The organism is Flavobacterium geliluteum (assembly GCF_017948595.1).
GTDB classification, from domain to species: Bacteria; Bacteroidota; Bacteroidia; order Flavobacteriales; family Flavobacteriaceae; genus Flavobacterium; species Flavobacterium flavipigmentatum.
In genome coordinates this window covers 18698-33783 of sequence record NZ_JAGFBV010000022.1, presented here as the reverse complement: position 1 = coordinate 33783, position 15086 = coordinate 18698, and the positions used below count along the sequence as shown (strand labels likewise).

Sequence of the window (15086 nt, the reverse complement as noted above, 5' to 3'; positions counted from 1 at the left end):
AACTCTAATAAAAATATATTAATTATATTTTGATTCTTATTTGATTAAGATACTTTTGAATTTTGCAATGTTTTTAAGCGCCATTCCGGTTCCACGTACTACGGCTCTCAACGGATCTTCTGCAATATAAACAGGTAAATCTGTTTTTTGAGAAATACGTTTGTCAAGACCTCTTAACATCGATCCTCCACCAGCAAGATAAATACCAGTGTTATAGATATCGGCTGCCAATTCAGGAGGTGTCTGAGATAAAGTTTCCATTACAGCATCTTCAATACGTTGAATCGACTTGTCTAATGCTTTTGCAATTTCACGGTAAGAAACATCCACTTGTTTTGGTTTCCCGGTAAGTAAATCTCTACCCTGAACAGACATGTCTTCCGGTGGTCCATCCAAGTCTTCTATAGCAGCTCCAATCTGAATTTTTATTTTTTCAGCAGTACTTTCTCCCACAAAAAGATTGTGCTGTGTACGCATATAATAAACGATATCGTTGGTAAAAACGTCACCTGCAATTTTTACAGATTTGTCGCAAACAATTCCGCCCAAAGCGATAACAGCAATCTCAGTTGTTCCACCACCAATATCAACAATCATGTTTCCTTTTGGCTGCATGATATCGATACCAATACCAATTGCCGCAGCCATTGGTTCGTGAATCAAATATACTTCTTTACCGTTTACTCTTTCGCAAGATTCTTTAACGGCTCTCATCTCTACTTCTGTAATTCCGGAAGGAATACAAACCACCATGCGTAAGGCTGGAGTAAACATTCTTTTCTTTAATGCAGGAATACTTTTAATGAACATATTGATCATTTTCTCCGAAGCATCAAAATCGGCAATTACACCATCTTTCAAAGGCCTTATGGTCTTGATGTTTTCATGCGTTTTACCTTGCATCATATTGGCTTCCTTACCAACAGCAATGATTTTGCCTGATACTCTATCACGTGCAACGATTGATGGACTATCAATAACGACTTTATCATTATGTATGATTAAAGTGTTTGCGGTACCAAGGTCTATCGCAATATCCTCGGTCATGAAATCAAAAAATCCCATAAGTTTTTTAGGGGTTTAAAATGTTATAAATAATTATCGAACAAAGTTAAACAAATTAATGTTTAAAATGACGTGTTCCTGTAAATACCATTGCAAGATTATTTTCATTGCAATAATTTATGCTTAATTCGTCTTTTATAGATCCTCCTGGTTGAATTACAGCTGTAATTCCTGCTTTTTTGGCTAATTCTACACAATCCGGAAAAGGGAAAAATGCATCACTCGCCATTGAAGCACCAGTAAGATCAAAACCAAAGGCTTTTGCCTTATCAACGGCTTGCATTAAGGCATCTACTCTTGACGTTTGTCCAGTTCCAGAGGCGATTAATGTTCCGTTTTTTGCAAAAACAATAGTATTTGACTTAGTATTCTTGCAAATTTTCGATGCAAATATTAAATCCTCTACTTCTTGTGCAGTTGGCTCTTTAGTGGTAACGGTTTTTAAATGCTCTTTAGTATCTGTAATGTTATTTCTGTCCTGAATTAACAAACCATTAAGACATGTCCTTACTTGTCTTGAAGGTAAATCAACTTCATTTTGAATTAAAATAATTCTATTTTTCTTTTCTTGCAAAATGGCAATTGCGTCATCATCATAATTTGGTGCAATTACAACTTCGCAGAATAATTTGTTGATTTCCTGTGCTGTAGCCAAATCAATTTTGGTGTTAGCGATCAAAACACCGCCAAATGCAGATGTTGGGTCGCATGCCAGAGCAGCTAAATACGCTTCGCTAATAGTTTTTCTTGATGCCAAACCACAGGCATTATTGTGTTTTAGGATCGCAAATGTTGGTCCGTCAGTTTTAAATTCATTTATTAAATTTACTGCTGCATCTACATCCAAAAGGTTGTTGTATGATAATTCTTTTCCGTTGACTTTTTTGAACATGGAATCAAAATCTCCAAAAAAGAAACCTTTTTGATGTGGATTTTCACCATATCGTAAAACTTGGCCATCTGCAATACTTTCTTTATAAATCGTTTCGTCGGTATTGAAATAATTAAAAATCGCTCCATCGTAATGCGAAGAAACGTGAAATGCTTTTGTAGCAAGCAATCTTCTGTTTTCAAGAGTTGTTGATCCGTTTTGTGCTGTAATCAAGTCCAAAAGTAAGCTGTACTCGTTTACCGAGGCTACAATTACGGTGTCTTTAAAATTTTTGGCACCGGCACGAATCAATGAAATTCCGCCAATATCAATTTTCTCAATAATATCTTGCTCGCTTGCGCCGGAAGCAACTGTTTTTTCAAAAGCATACAAATCCACAATGACCAAATCAATCTGAGGAATATCAAATTCCTTCATTTGCATCACATCACTTTCGTTATCCTGACGATTCAAAATTCCACCAAAAATTTTTGGGTGCAATGTTTTTACTCTTCCTCCTAAAATTTCTGGAAAAGAAGTAATATCTTCAACGGGAACTACAGGAATTCCTAGGTTTTTTATAAAATCTTCTGTTCCTCCAGTCGAATAAAGTGTAACATTTTGCTCGTGTAATTTTCTAACAATTGGCTCTAAACCATCTTTTGAAAATACGGATATTAATGCTGATTGAATTTTTTTTGTTGTACTCATTGTGTAGTTGTGATTTTCAGACTGCAAAAGTAGTTTTTTTAAATATTATTTTAAAGAAATTATTGTAACATTATCTTAAAAAAATCTACTGATGAGTAAGTTAACTTTTATTAGGAATTTGACTTAAATTTATTGAATTTTACTTTTTCGAAAAAAATAAGAATATATGATAGTTTATCTGCGATTATTAAAAGAAAGTTTAAGCTTTGCCATAAATGCTTTACGCAATAATAAATTGCGAACTTTGTTGTCATTGCTGGGCGTGACTATTGGTATTTTTTCGATTATAGCGGTTTTGGCAGCCGTAGATTCTTTAGATAAAAAAATCTCTAAAGATTTAAGCAGTTTAGATAAAAACACGATTTATTTGATGAAGTTTTGCTTCGGGCCATCTGAAATTCCACAATGGAAAAGAGAACAATTTCCGAATGTGAAATATGATGAATATATTAATTTAAAAAATTCACTTAACAATACAGAGCAGGTTGGCTACCAGTTATTTGTTAATCGTGAGAGTTTAAAGTACGACTCTAAAACGGTTACAGATGTTAATATTGTTCCTTCTTCTTTTGAAATGGTCGATATTGACGGTTTGAGTTTTGATAAAGGAAGATTTTATAATGAATCTGAATCGAATTCGGGAACAGCCGTCATTGTTTTAGGATACGACATTGCCGAAGGACTTTTTGGGAGTAGTGATCCCATCGGAAAAAATATTAGATTGTACGGCCAGCGGTTTACAGTAATTGGTGTCATAGAAAAACAAGGAGCGGGCTTTTTTGGAAACAGTAATGATACCTCGGTTTATTTGCCTGCTAATTTTTTGCGTCGAATGTACGGTGACAATGACGCGATGACGCCTGTTATTGTTCTAAAACCGAAGAAAGGCATTGACATGGACGCTTACAAGGCAGAGGTAGCGTATAAATTGAGGTCTTTTCGAGGGATGAAAGCGGGAGAAATAGACAATTTTTTTGTAAATGTTCTTTCCGGATTTACCGATTTTATTGATGGGATTTTAGGAGGACTTCGCATGGGTGGACTTTTTATTAGCTTTTTCTCTTTTTTGGTTGGTGGTTTTGGGATTGCCAATATCATGTTTGTATCGGTAAAAGAACGTACAAATCTTATCGGAATTCAAAAATCTTTAGGAGCCAAAAACAGATTTATATTGTTTCAATTCCTTTTTGAAGCCATTACACTTTGCCTAATAGGAGGAGCAATCGGGATGATAATGGTTTGGCTATTATCTCTTTTATTGACAAGTCTTCTGGAATTTGATTTTGTCCTTAGTTTTTGGAATGTAATAATAGGGGCAGGTTTATCGATTATTGTAGGTTTAATTTCGGGTATTTTACCTGCTATTTCAGCTTCAAAATTAGACCCGGTTGAAGCTATTCGAACCGGAATGTAAAATTTAGTTTTTTGCCAGTTTAATTTTAGTTTTTCTTCAGAAATTTTGTTGTAATTTTAGTTTTATAAATAAAATATACTAGAGTTATGATAGAAGTAAAAGCATATGCAGCATACGATGCAGAAAATCCATTAAAGCCCTACACCTTTGAAAGAAAAGAAGTAGGGGTGCACCAAGTGCAGATTGAGATTCTATACAGTGGTGTTTGCCATTCAGATATTCACACAGCAAAAGGTGATTGGGGACCTGTAAATTACCCATTGGTTCCTGGGCATGAAATAGTAGGCCGTATTGTTGCTGTTGGGAGTAATGTATCCAAATTTAAAATAGGAGAATTGGCAGGAGTAGGCTGTTTTGTAGATTCATGCAGAACGTGTCCGAGTTGCCAGTCAGGAGAGGAGCAATTTTGTGATGAAGGCATGACAGGTACTTACAATAGTGTCGAGCGAGGAACCGATATACCGACTCGTGGTGGTTATTCTACCAGCATTATTGTTGATGAAAGTTATACACTTCACGTCTCAGAAAAATTAGACATAAAAGGTGTAGCACCACTATTATGTGCCGGAATTACCACGTATTCTCCATTGCGTTATTTAAAAGTAGGCAAAGGTCATAAAGTTGGAGTCTTAGGTCTTGGAGGTTTAGGGCACATGGCAGTAAAATTTGCTGTCTCTTTTGGTGCCGAAGTGACCATGTTAAGTCATTCGCCGTCTAAAGAAGCAGATGCTAAGAAACTGGGAGCGCATCATTTTGCCTTGACTTCAAATCCTGAAACGATGCAATCTTTGGCTAATACCTTCGATTTTATTATCAATACTGTTTCGGCAAAACACGATCATGATGCTTACCTTAATTTACTCCAAAAAAACGGAACAATGGTCGTAGTTGGAGCTCCTCCAGCACCTGCAGAAATCCCTGTTTTTACTTTAATTATGAAAAGAAGAAGCATTATGGGAAGTTTAATTGGCGGTATAAAAGAGACGCAAGAAATGTTAGATTATTGTGCGGAGCATAATATTACTTCAGATGTTGAAATTATTGATATGTCGTATATTAATGAAGCGTACGATCGTATGAATAAAAGTGATGTAAAATATCGTTTTGTAATTGATATGGCTTCGCTTAAATAGGCTCGAAGGTTCAGATTTACAAAGGGTTCAAAGGTTTTGAAACTTTGTGTTTTCCCAATTTTGCGAGATTATAATTTGGGAATAAAAAAATATAAAAAAAATCCCATTAGCTTTTCAACTAATGGGATTTTATATGTTAAAAAGTTCGAAAACTATCTAATTTCATTATTCTGAATCAAATCGATATACAAATTGATTTTGTCTTTCAATTCTTTTCTAGGCGTGATAAAGTCAAGGAAACCGTGCTCTAAAAGAAACTCAGCAGTCTGAAAACCTTCTGGTAAATCTTTACCTGTAGTATCACGTACCACACGAGGACCAGCGAAACCAATCAAAGCACCAGGCTCAGAGATATTAATGTCTCCTAACATGGCGTAGGATGCAGTTGTTCCTCCTGTAGTTGGGTCTGTACACAACGATATGTAAGGTAGTCCTGCTTCGGCAAGTTGGGCCAATTTTACAGATGTTTTTGCCAATTGCATCAAGGAATAAGCAGCTTCCATCATACGGGCTCCGCCAGATTTTGAAATCATAACAAAAGGCAATTTGTTTTTGATCGCGTGATCAATACCTCTTGCTATTTTTTCACCTACAACAGCTCCCATAGAGCCACCAATAAAGGCAAAATCCATGGCGCAAATTACAAGCTCTTTTCCTTTAGATTTTCCAACTCCAGTGCGCACAGCGTCTTTTAAGTTGGTTTTTTCCATCACATCTTTCAATCGCTCTGCATATTTTTTTGTATCCACAAAATGCAAAGGATCTTTAGAGGTCATGTTTTTATCCAATTCGATAAATTCATTATTATCGAATAAAATTTCAAAATAGGTTGCGCTTCCAATTCGAACATGAAAATCATCTTCAGGACTAACGAATAAGTTTCTGGCCAATTCGTCAGCATCAATAATTTTTCCGGTAGGAGATTTGTACCACAATCCTTTCGGAACGTCCATTTTATCTTCTGTAGCGGTGGTAATCCCTTTTTCGTGTCTTTTAAACCAAGCCATATTGAATGTTTTTTTTGTTTCAGGTTTAAAGTTTTAAGTTGTGAAACTTCAAACCTGAAACTTTAAACTTTTTAATTATAATGTATTTACGTTGTTCAAGTCTGCAAAAGCTTGCTCAAGTCTTGTATTGAATGTCACTTCGCTTTCACGTACCCATTTTCTTGGGTCATAATATTTTTTGTTAGGAACATCAGCACCTTCTGGGTTACCAATTTGTGTTTTTAAATAGTCAATGTTTTTAACCATATAATCACGAATTCCTTCAGTGTATGCAAATTGTAAATCGGTATCAATATTCATTTTGATAACGCCGTAGCTAATTCCTTCTCTGATTTCTTCAAGCGTAGAACCTGAACCTCCGTGGAAAACAAAATCTACTGGATTATGTCCTGTATTGAATTTGTTTTGAACGAAATCCTGAGAATTTTTTAAGATTTTTGGAGTCAATTTTACGTTTCCTGGTTTGTAAACACCGTGAACGTTTCCAAAAGCAGCAGCAATAGTAAATTTAGGGCTTACTTTAGATAATTCTTCATAAGCATACGCTACTTCTTCTGGCTGCGTGTATAATTTTGAACTATCAACATCAGAATTGTCAACACCATCTTCTTCACCACCTGTAATACCAAGTTCGATTTCTAATGTCATTCCCATCTTGCTCATTCTGGCCAAATATCCTTTGCAAATTTCGATGTTTTCTTCGATTGGCTCCTCAGACAAATCGATCATGTGAGAACTAAATAATGGTTTTCCTGTTGCAGCAAAATGTTTTTCAGATGCATCTAATAAACCATCAATCCAAGGTAATAATTTTTTTGCACAGTGGTCAGTATGCAAAATAACGGTTGCTCCGTAAGCTTCCGCTAATGTATGAATGTGTAATGCTCCAGCAATTCCACCAGCGATTGCTGATTTTTCACCGGCATTAGATAATCCTTTTCCAGCGTTAAATTGTGCTCCTCCGTTTGAAAATTGAATGATAACTGGCGCGTTAAGTTTTGCTGCAGTTTCAAGAACTCCATTGATAGTACTTGACCCCGTTACGTTTACCGCAGGAAGTGCAAATCCTTTTTCTTTTGCATAATTAAAAATTTCCTGTACTTGATCTCCTGTAGCAACTCCGGGTTTGATATTGTGTGCCATTGTAATTTTTTTTATAGTTGTTTTTAGTTTTTAGGTTGCAAAAATAAGAATTAATTAGCATTAGAACGGATAATTTATTCCAAAATTTAAAACCGAGTGCCCAAAATTGTATTCTTTGAACCAGCGATCTCCAACTTCATACGCTGGATTATAAGTCTTAAAGCCCATATCTAGGCGTATTACAAAAAAACTTAAATCATAACGAATACCAAACCCAGTTCCAAGAGCAAGTTCTTTTAAATCTGCTAAACCGTCAAATCTTGCTTTCTCATCGGTCACATTGTCCATAACATTCCAGATATTTCCTGCATCTGCAAAAAGAGCTCCTTTTACATCACCGAATATTTTAAATCGAAACTCACCACTTAAATGAATCTTCATATTGGCCTCATTAAAATCATTTACAGAACCAGTCCTTCCGGGACCTAAATCATAAGGTTGCCAAGCCCTGTTATCATTGGAGCCTCCTCCGTAGTAACTTCGTGAAAACGGAATATAATCTGAGTTTCCAAACGGAATCGCAATCCCAAAGAAGCTCCGAACGGCCAATACTTTTTCTTTTCCAAAGTCCCAATGTTTGATAAAATCAAATTCGGCTTTTGCATACTCAGAATACTCCAAATTAAAAATTTCATAACTACCGTTGGCATTTTTTTGTAAATTTCCAACATTTGAAACCAGTGTTAGCAAAGTCCCCGCAGATTCTACTTTTGTTTTAAATAAATAAAAGTTATTGTCGGTCAAATCTTTTTTTGTGGTTTTGCTAAAAGTATAACTTGTAGCCAGAATAAAATCATTTTCAGTCAGACGTCTTCTGCGCTCTTCAATACTTTCTACTTCTTGATAAGCATCATCTGATGGTACTAAAGACGTGATTCCAGACAAAACATCATTTGTAAATCCTGTTGTACCTTTATTAATAATTAAATTTTTAGTCTCAGCACTATCATAATTAGCGGAATCTATGTTGTAGATTTTTCCGATATCATTTAATGAATTGTAGGATGAGCTATAAACGTTGAAGTAATTAGCGGGATTTAGATTTCGAACAAATTGGATGTTCAGTAAATCAAATTTTGCAGTATTAAAACGCTTTGGTGTCCAATTATAAGCAATACCTCCTGTAAAGTTTTCTTTGTCTAAACCGATATTTCTTTGTTTAGAAAAACCTGCGGCAATTGTGGTCGAAGGAATCATTCTTTTTGGAATAATTTTCTCTGTACCGAACGGTAATAATACTCTTGGGAAGTTTAATTTTAAATCAAGACCATATTCTGATACATTAAAAAAGTTATTGTTCGGATTGGCCATATCTTTTGATGAACCAATGTTTACACGGGTTGAAATCTCTAAAGTTTCTGCTCTGTTAAAAATATTTCGAATGGTTTCTGAAATACTGGCCTCGATACCAAAATCCTGAATATTAGAGTGGGTAAAATCTAAACTGGTTCCAAAACTGTATTTTTTTCTTGGAGTTAGGAAAATATTTGCAATCAAAGATTGAGCCGTTGGATCACGTTTGTCTACCTCATATTGAATCGAAGGATAATTAAAAATCTTAAGATTGTTTAAATATCGGGAGGTAAGAGTCGTTTTGTAATCGGCAAAATCAGTTCCTTTCGTTATAAAAATAGCATCTGTAATAGCACGAGGCTTATATTTGAGTTTTTTATAGCTGTATAAATTAAAGTTTTTGTAACTCGTACTGTCACTTATGGGGAGTTTGGCATTGGCAGACGAATAGTCTGTATAAATGTTTACATCGCTGATTTTGTACAGCTTAAAAGGCTCTGTTCGGTTAGAATCTTTTTCCTGAATGGTATAATTTTTAATAATTAAATTGACATCTGCTTCGTTTTTTTTGCCGATAGTATCAATATCAAAATTGATATAAGTAGGCTGAAATGTGTAAGCGCCATGATTTCTAAAATACGTGGTAATTCGGTTTTTTTCATCTTCAAAATCAGATGTTTTGTATTGGTTTCCAGATTTTAGAAGAGATGGTTCGGCATTGGTTTTGTGCAACGAGTCTAAGGCAGGACTAAGGATGCTGGTTCTAATAGAATCTAGTTTATAGCCTGGACCTGTTGTAATATTGTATTTTATTTTGGCTCTCTTAAAACCCACGCTATCTACTTCAAAATCTGTTTTTACATTAAAAAAACCGTTATTGAAGTAATAATATTTTAAACGTTGTGCCGATTTTTTTGCTTTGGCTGTATCGATAATAACTGGAGCTTCTCCTGTAGATTTTAAGAACTCGTGAATTCCTTTATACATAAAAGACTGTCCCAATCGATCGACTTGTTTTGCAGATAATAGTTTAGCCTGACGATCATATTTTTCCGGATCGTTTTTAAATTTTGCCTGATAAGTCGAATCTGGATTTAATTTTGCCAAATTATACAAATTGAGGCGTAGCTTATAGCCCAAAAGATTCGCATTAGGCTTTTGATACATCTGATTTGAAGCTTCTTCATCGCCAGATGACTTCCCGTTTACGATAATATCATTTTTGGTAAGAAGGTTTTTTCCGTCGGGAACTCTTTTTACGGCATTACATGCACAAATAAATATTGCTATTAGAATAAATGCTAGTATTTTTGTGAAATTCTTTTTCAAGTGTTCTTAAATATTTAATTCAAAAGTACATTATTTTATGGTTAGTAAAAACCAAATAAAGCTTATCTCAAGTTTACATCAAAAAAAGCAGCGTTTTGCAAATCAATTGTTTTTTGCCGAGGGAGTAAAAGTAATTCAAGAATTGTTGCAATCCAATTTTGAATTAGAGCATTTGTACACCACTCAAGATGATTTCGAACAGGTTCCGCCTTCCAAACGGATGCTTATTAACGATTCAGAACTTAAAAAAATAAGTGCTTTGTCAACACCCAATAGTTGTTTGGCTGTGTTCAAAATCCCTGCCGAAAACAACATAATTGACTCAGGACTAATCGTGGCTTTAGACGATATTCGTGATCCTGGAAATTTAGGGACGATTTTGCGACTTTGCGACTGGTTTGGTGTCAAGCAAATCATTTGCTCAAAAGAAACAGTTGATATTTACAATCCAAAAGTAGTGCAGGCCACAATGGGTTCTATTGCCAGAGTAAATGTTAATTATGTCGATTTGAAAGACTTTCTGATTCATACAAAAGTGCCTGTTTTTGGGACCTTCATGAATGGGGAAAATATTTATCAAACGGTTTTACCACAAAACGGAATCATTATTATGGGTAATGAAGCCAATGGTATTACCGCCGAAATTGAAAAAATAGTAACCAACCGACTCACAATTCCAAGATTTGGCGATTTACAAAAAACAGAAAGTCTAAATGTTGCCACTGCCACTGCAATTGTTTTGAGTGAGTTTAAACGAAATAGTTAAGATTTTGTTTTAATGAAAAGTAAAATTTATCAAAATAGCTCTCGATTTCATAGAATCTATATTGCCTGTCCACGGGCTATTTGGGTTTTCTGCCGTTACATTGTCACGAATTAATTCGTCACCTATACCAAAGACACCTCTAATAGAAGGAGAGAAAATAAAGTATTCAGAGAAAAGATCAATACCAAAACCTAGTTCGTAAGCATTTGTCCATGATTTTACTCTAAATTTTTGTTGAAAGTTGTCATCTTTCGATTTAGAATTACTGGATAAATTTAAAGTTGTAGAAAGTCCGCCAACTAAAAAAGGGCGAATGTTTCCGGTACGCAGGGAAGAAAATTTTAATAATAACGGAAAATGAATGTAAGTACTGTTTACTTCTCTGAAGAAGTCGTTTTTAGATTCAAAATTCGGATAATATAAATCTCTTTTGGTATAATACAAACCTGGTTCAAAACGAAGATTTATATATTCTTGCAGTCTTAAATCGGCTACTACACCTACATTAAAGCCTGTTGTTTTTTTTACCTGAATGTCTTCGGTAACCACATCTTTGTAGTCAAATTTAAAATCAAAACTATTAAAACCCAGATAATAGCCAAAGTAAAGGCGTTGTTTTTGCCAGTTTTCAAGGTTAATAATAGGATCTTTGCTAAACATGCTTTTAGCAAATTGCGAATATCCTTGTGTCGTTAAGACTAATAAAAGTAAGACTACTGTTTTTTTCATACTATTTTTTAGAAGCAGAATAAATGGTTGCAACTCCAAAAGTTTGAGGCATGGCCACAACATCTATAAACCCAATTTTTCTCAAAATATTGTTCAACGCTTCACCATAAGGAAAAGCTGCGGCAGATTCAGACAAATAACCGTATGCAGAATTGTCTTTAGAAAACAGTTTTCCAATAATAGGAAGGATGTTTTTGCTGTAAAAACGATATCCTTGTTTATAAGGTGTTTTGTCTGGAACTGAAGTTTCAAGAATCACGAACACTCCGTTGGGTTTTAGCACTCTTAAAATTTCAGAAAAACCTTTTTCAAGATTTTCAAAATTTCGAACTCCAAAACTAACTGTTATTGCATCAAAATAATTATCCTCGAATGGAATTTTTTCAGAATCACCCAAAACCAGATTGATCCTGTTTGTTAGTTTTTTGTCTTCAATTTTTTTCTGTCCTACTTCTAGCATTCCTGCAGAAATATCCAGACCGATAATTTTCTCGGCCTTGGTTTCAGTCATCAAAATCGCCAGGTCACCTGTGCCTGTTGCAATATCAAGGATGTTAGCAGGTTGAGAATCAGAAACGATTTTTAATACTTTTTTGCGCCATTTGATGTCAATACCAAACGAAATTACGCGATTTAAGTTGTCGTAATTTCCTGAGATAGTGTCAAACATTTGAGCAACTTGTTCTTTTTTGCCTAAAGACGAATTTTTATACGGAGTTATTTTGTTAGCCATTTTTTTTATTTCAGCAAATATAATACAAACTTATTGAACTGTAATTCAGTTTTTAAAATAGTGAATTAAAGTTTCTAAATAAGTTGTTTGTAGAACTAAAATACTGGCAATGTAGAATTTATTCTATAAAATGATTTTTAAAAATCACTAAATATTGGTATTGTGGGAGGTTTATATATTGACCACATTTGTAATGTAAAAATGTTGATATTTTTTCAATGATAGTTAGAGATACAATGACCCAAATCAAATGGTTGCTGTTTGCGTTGGTGATTTCATTTGTTCTTGTAAGCAGTTTTGAAAGTGTTGTCTTTGAGAATAGCACTGAGTTAAAAACGCAAAATACGTTCTTAGGATTAAATTTGTTTTTGGAAATTTTAATTTTCTTTTCCTTTAGTACCTTCGTGGTATTTGGTATTAAAGGGTTTTTTGAGAGATACTCTCAAAAAACTTCAAATGTTATCACCATCATTAGTGGTGTGTTTTTAATGTTTGTAATTTTTATTTTATGTTATCAAATACTGTTTCAAGAATAGGTCATTGTTCTACATCATTGAAAAAAAACATCCTCTTTCGGGGATGTTTTTTATTTATCTCCTAATGTAAGTCTCATATGTATAATCATAAAGATGTTTGTCATCTTTAAAATTCGGTTCAGATTCGACTAAGAGCCAATCTTCGTCATTAATCACCGGAAAAAAAGTATCGGCATCAAATTCGTGATGAACACGAGTTATTTCTATGATGTCTGTATAAGTCATTCCTAAATTATAAATTTCACCACCTCCAATTATATAGGAGTCTTCGTTTTCGGGGCAGAGTGCAATCGCTTTTTCCAGACTGTCCACTACAATACATCCTTCGGGATTATAATTTTTTTGCCTTGTAATAACAATATGAGTTCTGTTGGGTAATGGTTTGGGAAAGCTTTCAAAAGTTTTTCTTCCCATTATGATATGATGATAGCTTGTTAGTTCTTTAAAACGTTTAAAATCATTTGGTAAATGCCAAACAAGTTCGTTGTTCTTTCCAAGCGCATTATTTGTGGCAACTGCCGCTATCATTATAATCATTTTGTTTAAAACTAAAGTTTATTTTTCAGTAATATCATTTGTTTTAGACTCTAATTGAGCAATTCTTTTTTGCTGTAGACCAACAAGTCTGTCAATTTGTTCTTTTTCCCAGTTTTTATTCATAAAACGATCCGTAATATAAACTTTTATAAAGTGTAGAATAAAAATAAAGAGCCAAATTGAAATTCCCCAGATGCACCAATTTTGATTTATACCATTTCCGAAGTCAAAAAATCGATTGGCCACAAATAAAAACAAACCGCCCAGAAGAAAAAGCACAAAATGAAAATAAAGGCCTTTTTTCTGCTTAATTCTTTTTCTGGCATATTCGTATAGGTCGTATGTTTCTTTTTCCATATCTTAAAAGTTGAGATGATAAAGTTAGGATTTATTTTGAAATTTCAACAGTTTAAAATGTAGAATATTTATTACGAAACGGGTTTCGGATTTTGATTCTTAAATTTATAGTATTCTAAATTAGTAATATGGCTAAAAAAGAATGCCATTTTTGATATTATCTTAAATCGTCTGTTACGGCATCATTTTCTCGAAAGAATTTACGTACTTTGTATTGTATTAAACTAAAAAACAAATAGTTATGTCTTTAAAGAAGCAATTTATAAAAACAAAACCAGTTTGCAAAGTAACTTTTGCAGTTGAGGCGAAAGATGCAAATTCTGCCGCTGTTGTAGGAGATTTTAATAATTGGAATCCCGAAGAAGGAACTTTGAGTAAGTTGAAAAATGGAACATTTAAAGCTACTTATGATTTGGTTAAAGATGCCATTTATGAATTTAAATATATAATTGATGGCACATATATTAATGATCCCGAAGCAGATTCATACAAATGGAATGATTTTGCAGGAAGTGAAAATAGCGTTGTTGTAGTATAAAAAAAACCGCTCAAGCGGATTTTTTTATACTGCAACACTTCCTTTTATGCCTGCGTGTGGCTCGTAATCTAAAAGAGTAAAATCGTTGTAGTCAAAATCAAAGATGTTTTTAATCTCAGGATTTAAAATCATTTTTGGCAATGGTTTTGGATCGCGGGTCAATTGCAACTCTAATTGTTCAAAGTGATTATTGTAAATGTGCGCATCTCCAAAGGTGTGAATAAATTCTCCAACGCCCAGATCGCAAACTTGTGCAATCATCATCGTCAAAAGTGCATAAGAAGCAATATTAAAAGGAACCCCTAAAAATATGTCTGCACTTCGTTGATACAATTGGCAGGAAAGTTTTCCTTTTGTTTCTCCTTTTTCGAGGTCAGGGCTACTTACATAAAATTGAAAAAAAGCATGACATGGAGGCAAAGCCGCTTTATTATTGGCTACATTTTCTTCAAACGATTTTTTATTGTCTGGCAAAACCGAAGGATTCCAAGCAGAAACCAACATTCTTCTACTATTAGGATTTGTTTTTAATTCGGTAATCAATTCAGAAATTTGGTCAATTTCTTCACTGTTCCAATTGCGCCATTGATGTCCGTAAACAGGCCCCAGGTTTCCGTTAGAATCAGCCCAGGCATCCCAAATCTTTACGCCATTTTCCTGAAGATACTTAATATTTGTGTCGCCTTTTAAGAACCAAAGCAATTCGTAAATAATAGATTTTAAATGTAATTTTTTGGTGGTCACCATCGGGAAACCTTCATTCAAATCAAAACGCATTTGGTAACCAAAAACACTTTTTGTTCCTGTTCCCGTTCTATCTCCTTTTTGACAACCGTTTTCTAAAACATGTTGCACTAAGTCTAAATATTGTTTCATAGTTGTTTATTCGGTTACTCGTTTGATTGTTTAATCGATTAACCGAAT

Annotated in this window: 14 protein-coding genes; 4 read left to right on the top strand and 10 right to left on the bottom strand. The window is 34.2% G+C overall.

Features of this window, described 5'->3' with window-relative positions; translation table 11 throughout:
- Positions 1-36 precede the first annotated feature (36 nt).
- The gene (locus tag J3495_RS13500) at positions 37-1065 is read right to left on the bottom strand and encodes a rod shape-determining protein (protein WP_008466528.1); all 1029 of its coding nucleotides are present in this window, start codon (positions 1063-1065) and stop codon (positions 37-39) included.
- A gap of 55 nt (positions 1066-1120) precedes the next feature.
- Entirely contained in the window at positions 1121-2647 is a 1527-nt protein-coding gene (gene purH, locus J3495_RS13495) for a bifunctional phosphoribosylaminoimidazolecarboxamide formyltransferase/IMP cyclohydrolase (protein ID WP_210667073.1), read from the bottom strand.
- A 166-nt stretch (positions 2648-2813) separates the two neighbouring features.
- On the opposite strand from purH, the gene J3495_RS13490 reads away from it, so the two are divergent.
- Entirely contained in the window at positions 2814-4061 is a 1248-nt protein-coding gene (locus J3495_RS13490; RefSeq protein ID WP_210667072.1) for an ABC transporter permease, read from the top strand.
- An 86-nt stretch (positions 4062-4147) separates the two neighbouring features.
- The gene (locus tag J3495_RS13485; RefSeq protein ID WP_236025466.1) at positions 4148-5194 is read left to right on the top strand and encodes an NAD(P)-dependent alcohol dehydrogenase; all 1047 of its coding nucleotides are present in this window, start codon (positions 4148-4150) and stop codon (positions 5192-5194) included.
- Between the two features lie 152 nt (positions 5195-5346).
- Here J3495_RS13485 and accD read toward each other — a convergent pair whose 3' ends face one another.
- The 3 genes from accD to tamL all read right to left on the bottom strand — a co-directional run bounded on the left by accD (position 5347) and on the right by tamL (position 9966).
- The gene (gene accD, locus J3495_RS13480) at positions 5347-6201 is read right to left on the bottom strand and encodes an acetyl-CoA carboxylase, carboxyltransferase subunit beta (RefSeq protein WP_210667071.1); all 855 of its coding nucleotides are present in this window, start codon (positions 6199-6201) and stop codon (positions 5347-5349) included.
- A 75-nt stretch (positions 6202-6276) separates the two neighbouring features.
- A complete protein-coding gene (gene fbaA / locus J3495_RS13475; protein WP_210667070.1) occupies positions 6277-7344 on the bottom strand; it encodes a class II fructose-bisphosphate aldolase in 1068 nt (355 codons plus the stop codon).
- A gap of 60 nt (positions 7345-7404) precedes the next feature.
- A complete protein-coding gene (tamL, locus tag J3495_RS13470; RefSeq protein ID WP_210667069.1) occupies positions 7405-9966 on the bottom strand; it encodes a translocation and assembly module lipoprotein TamL in 2562 nt (853 codons plus the stop codon).
- A gap of 37 nt (positions 9967-10003) precedes the next feature.
- On the opposite strand from tamL, the gene J3495_RS13465 reads away from it, so the two are divergent.
- Complete coding sequence (locus J3495_RS13465) at positions 10004-10732, top strand: TrmH family RNA methyltransferase (RefSeq protein WP_210667068.1); 729 nt, start codon at positions 10004-10006, stop codon at positions 10730-10732.
- A 9-nt stretch (positions 10733-10741) separates the two neighbouring features.
- Here J3495_RS13465 and porT read toward each other — a convergent pair whose 3' ends face one another.
- From porT to J3495_RS13445, 4 genes are all read right to left on the bottom strand, one after another.
- Positions 10742-11461 carry a type IX secretion/gliding motility protein PorT/SprT gene (gene porT / locus J3495_RS13460; RefSeq protein ID WP_210667067.1) on the bottom strand — a complete coding sequence of 240 codons (720 nt, stop codon included), beginning with the start codon at positions 11459-11461 and terminating at the stop codon, positions 10742-10744.
- 1 nt (position 11462) lies between these two features.
- Positions 11463-12194: a bifunctional demethylmenaquinone methyltransferase/2-methoxy-6-polyprenyl-1,4-benzoquinol methylase UbiE gene (gene ubiE, locus J3495_RS13455; RefSeq protein WP_210667066.1), complete on the bottom strand. Its 732-nt coding sequence runs from the start codon at positions 12192-12194 to the stop codon at positions 11463-11465.
- 590 nt (positions 12195-12784) lie between these two features.
- Positions 12785-13267, bottom strand: coding sequence for a dihydrofolate reductase (locus tag J3495_RS13450; protein ID WP_210667065.1), 483 nt, complete (start codon positions 13265-13267; stop codon positions 12785-12787).
- 18 nt (positions 13268-13285) lie between these two features.
- On the bottom strand, positions 13286-13624 hold the full coding sequence (locus J3495_RS13445; RefSeq protein WP_210667064.1) for a 2TM domain-containing protein: 339 nt from the start codon (positions 13622-13624) through the stop codon (positions 13286-13288).
- A gap of 241 nt (positions 13625-13865) precedes the next feature.
- Here J3495_RS13445 and J3495_RS13440 point away from each other — a divergent pair, with 241 nt between their 5' ends.
- Positions 13866-14162 (top strand): isoamylase early set domain-containing protein, encoded by a 297-nt coding sequence (locus J3495_RS13440; RefSeq protein WP_210667063.1) that lies wholly within the window; start codon positions 13866-13868, stop codon positions 14160-14162.
- Positions 14163-14186: 24 nt separating this feature from the next.
- Here J3495_RS13440 and J3495_RS13435 read toward each other — a convergent pair whose 3' ends face one another.
- Positions 14187-15038, bottom strand: coding sequence for a thymidylate synthase (locus tag J3495_RS13435; protein ID WP_210667062.1), 852 nt, complete (start codon positions 15036-15038; stop codon positions 14187-14189).
- Positions 15039-15086 lie beyond the last annotated feature (48 nt).

Bases quoted from the DNA above. Each gene is read 5' to 3' on its own strand.
- J3495_RS13500 (WP_008466528.1), bottom strand. From the start codon at position 1,065: ATGGGATTTTTTGATTTCATGACCGAGGATATTGCGATAGACCTTGGT.
- purH (WP_210667073.1), bottom strand. From the start codon at position 2,647: ATGAGTACAACAAAAAAAATTCAATCAGCATTAATATCCGTATTTTCA.
- J3495_RS13490 (WP_210667072.1), top strand. From the start codon at position 2,814: ATGATAGTTTATCTGCGATTATTAAAAGAAAGTTTAAGCTTTGCCATA.
- J3495_RS13485 (WP_236025466.1), top strand. From the start codon at position 4,148: ATGATAGAAGTAAAAGCATATGCAGCATACGATGCAGAAAATCCATTA.
- accD (WP_210667071.1), bottom strand. From the start codon at position 6,201: ATGGCTTGGTTTAAAAGACACGAAAAAGGGATTACCACCGCTACAGAA.
- fbaA (WP_210667070.1), bottom strand. From the start codon at position 7,344: ATGGCACACAATATCAAACCCGGAGTTGCTACAGGAGATCAAGTACAG.
- J3495_RS13465 (WP_210667068.1), top strand. From the start codon at position 10,004: ATGGTTAGTAAAAACCAAATAAAGCTTATCTCAAGTTTACATCAAAAA.
- porT (WP_210667067.1), bottom strand. From the start codon at position 11,461: ATGAAAAAAACAGTAGTCTTACTTTTATTAGTCTTAACGACACAAGGA.
- ubiE (WP_210667066.1), bottom strand. From the start codon at position 12,194: ATGGCTAACAAAATAACTCCGTATAAAAATTCGTCTTTAGGCAAAAAA.
- J3495_RS13450 (WP_210667065.1), bottom strand. From the start codon at position 13,267: ATGATTATAATGATAGCGGCAGTTGCCACAAATAATGCGCTTGGAAAG.
- J3495_RS13445 (WP_210667064.1), bottom strand. From the start codon at position 13,624: ATGGAAAAAGAAACATACGACCTATACGAATATGCCAGAAAAAGAATT.
- J3495_RS13440 (WP_210667063.1), top strand. From the start codon at position 13,866: ATGTCTTTAAAGAAGCAATTTATAAAAACAAAACCAGTTTGCAAAGTA.
- J3495_RS13435 (WP_210667062.1), bottom strand. From the start codon at position 15,038: ATGAAACAATATTTAGACTTAGTGCAACATGTTTTAGAAAACGGTTGT.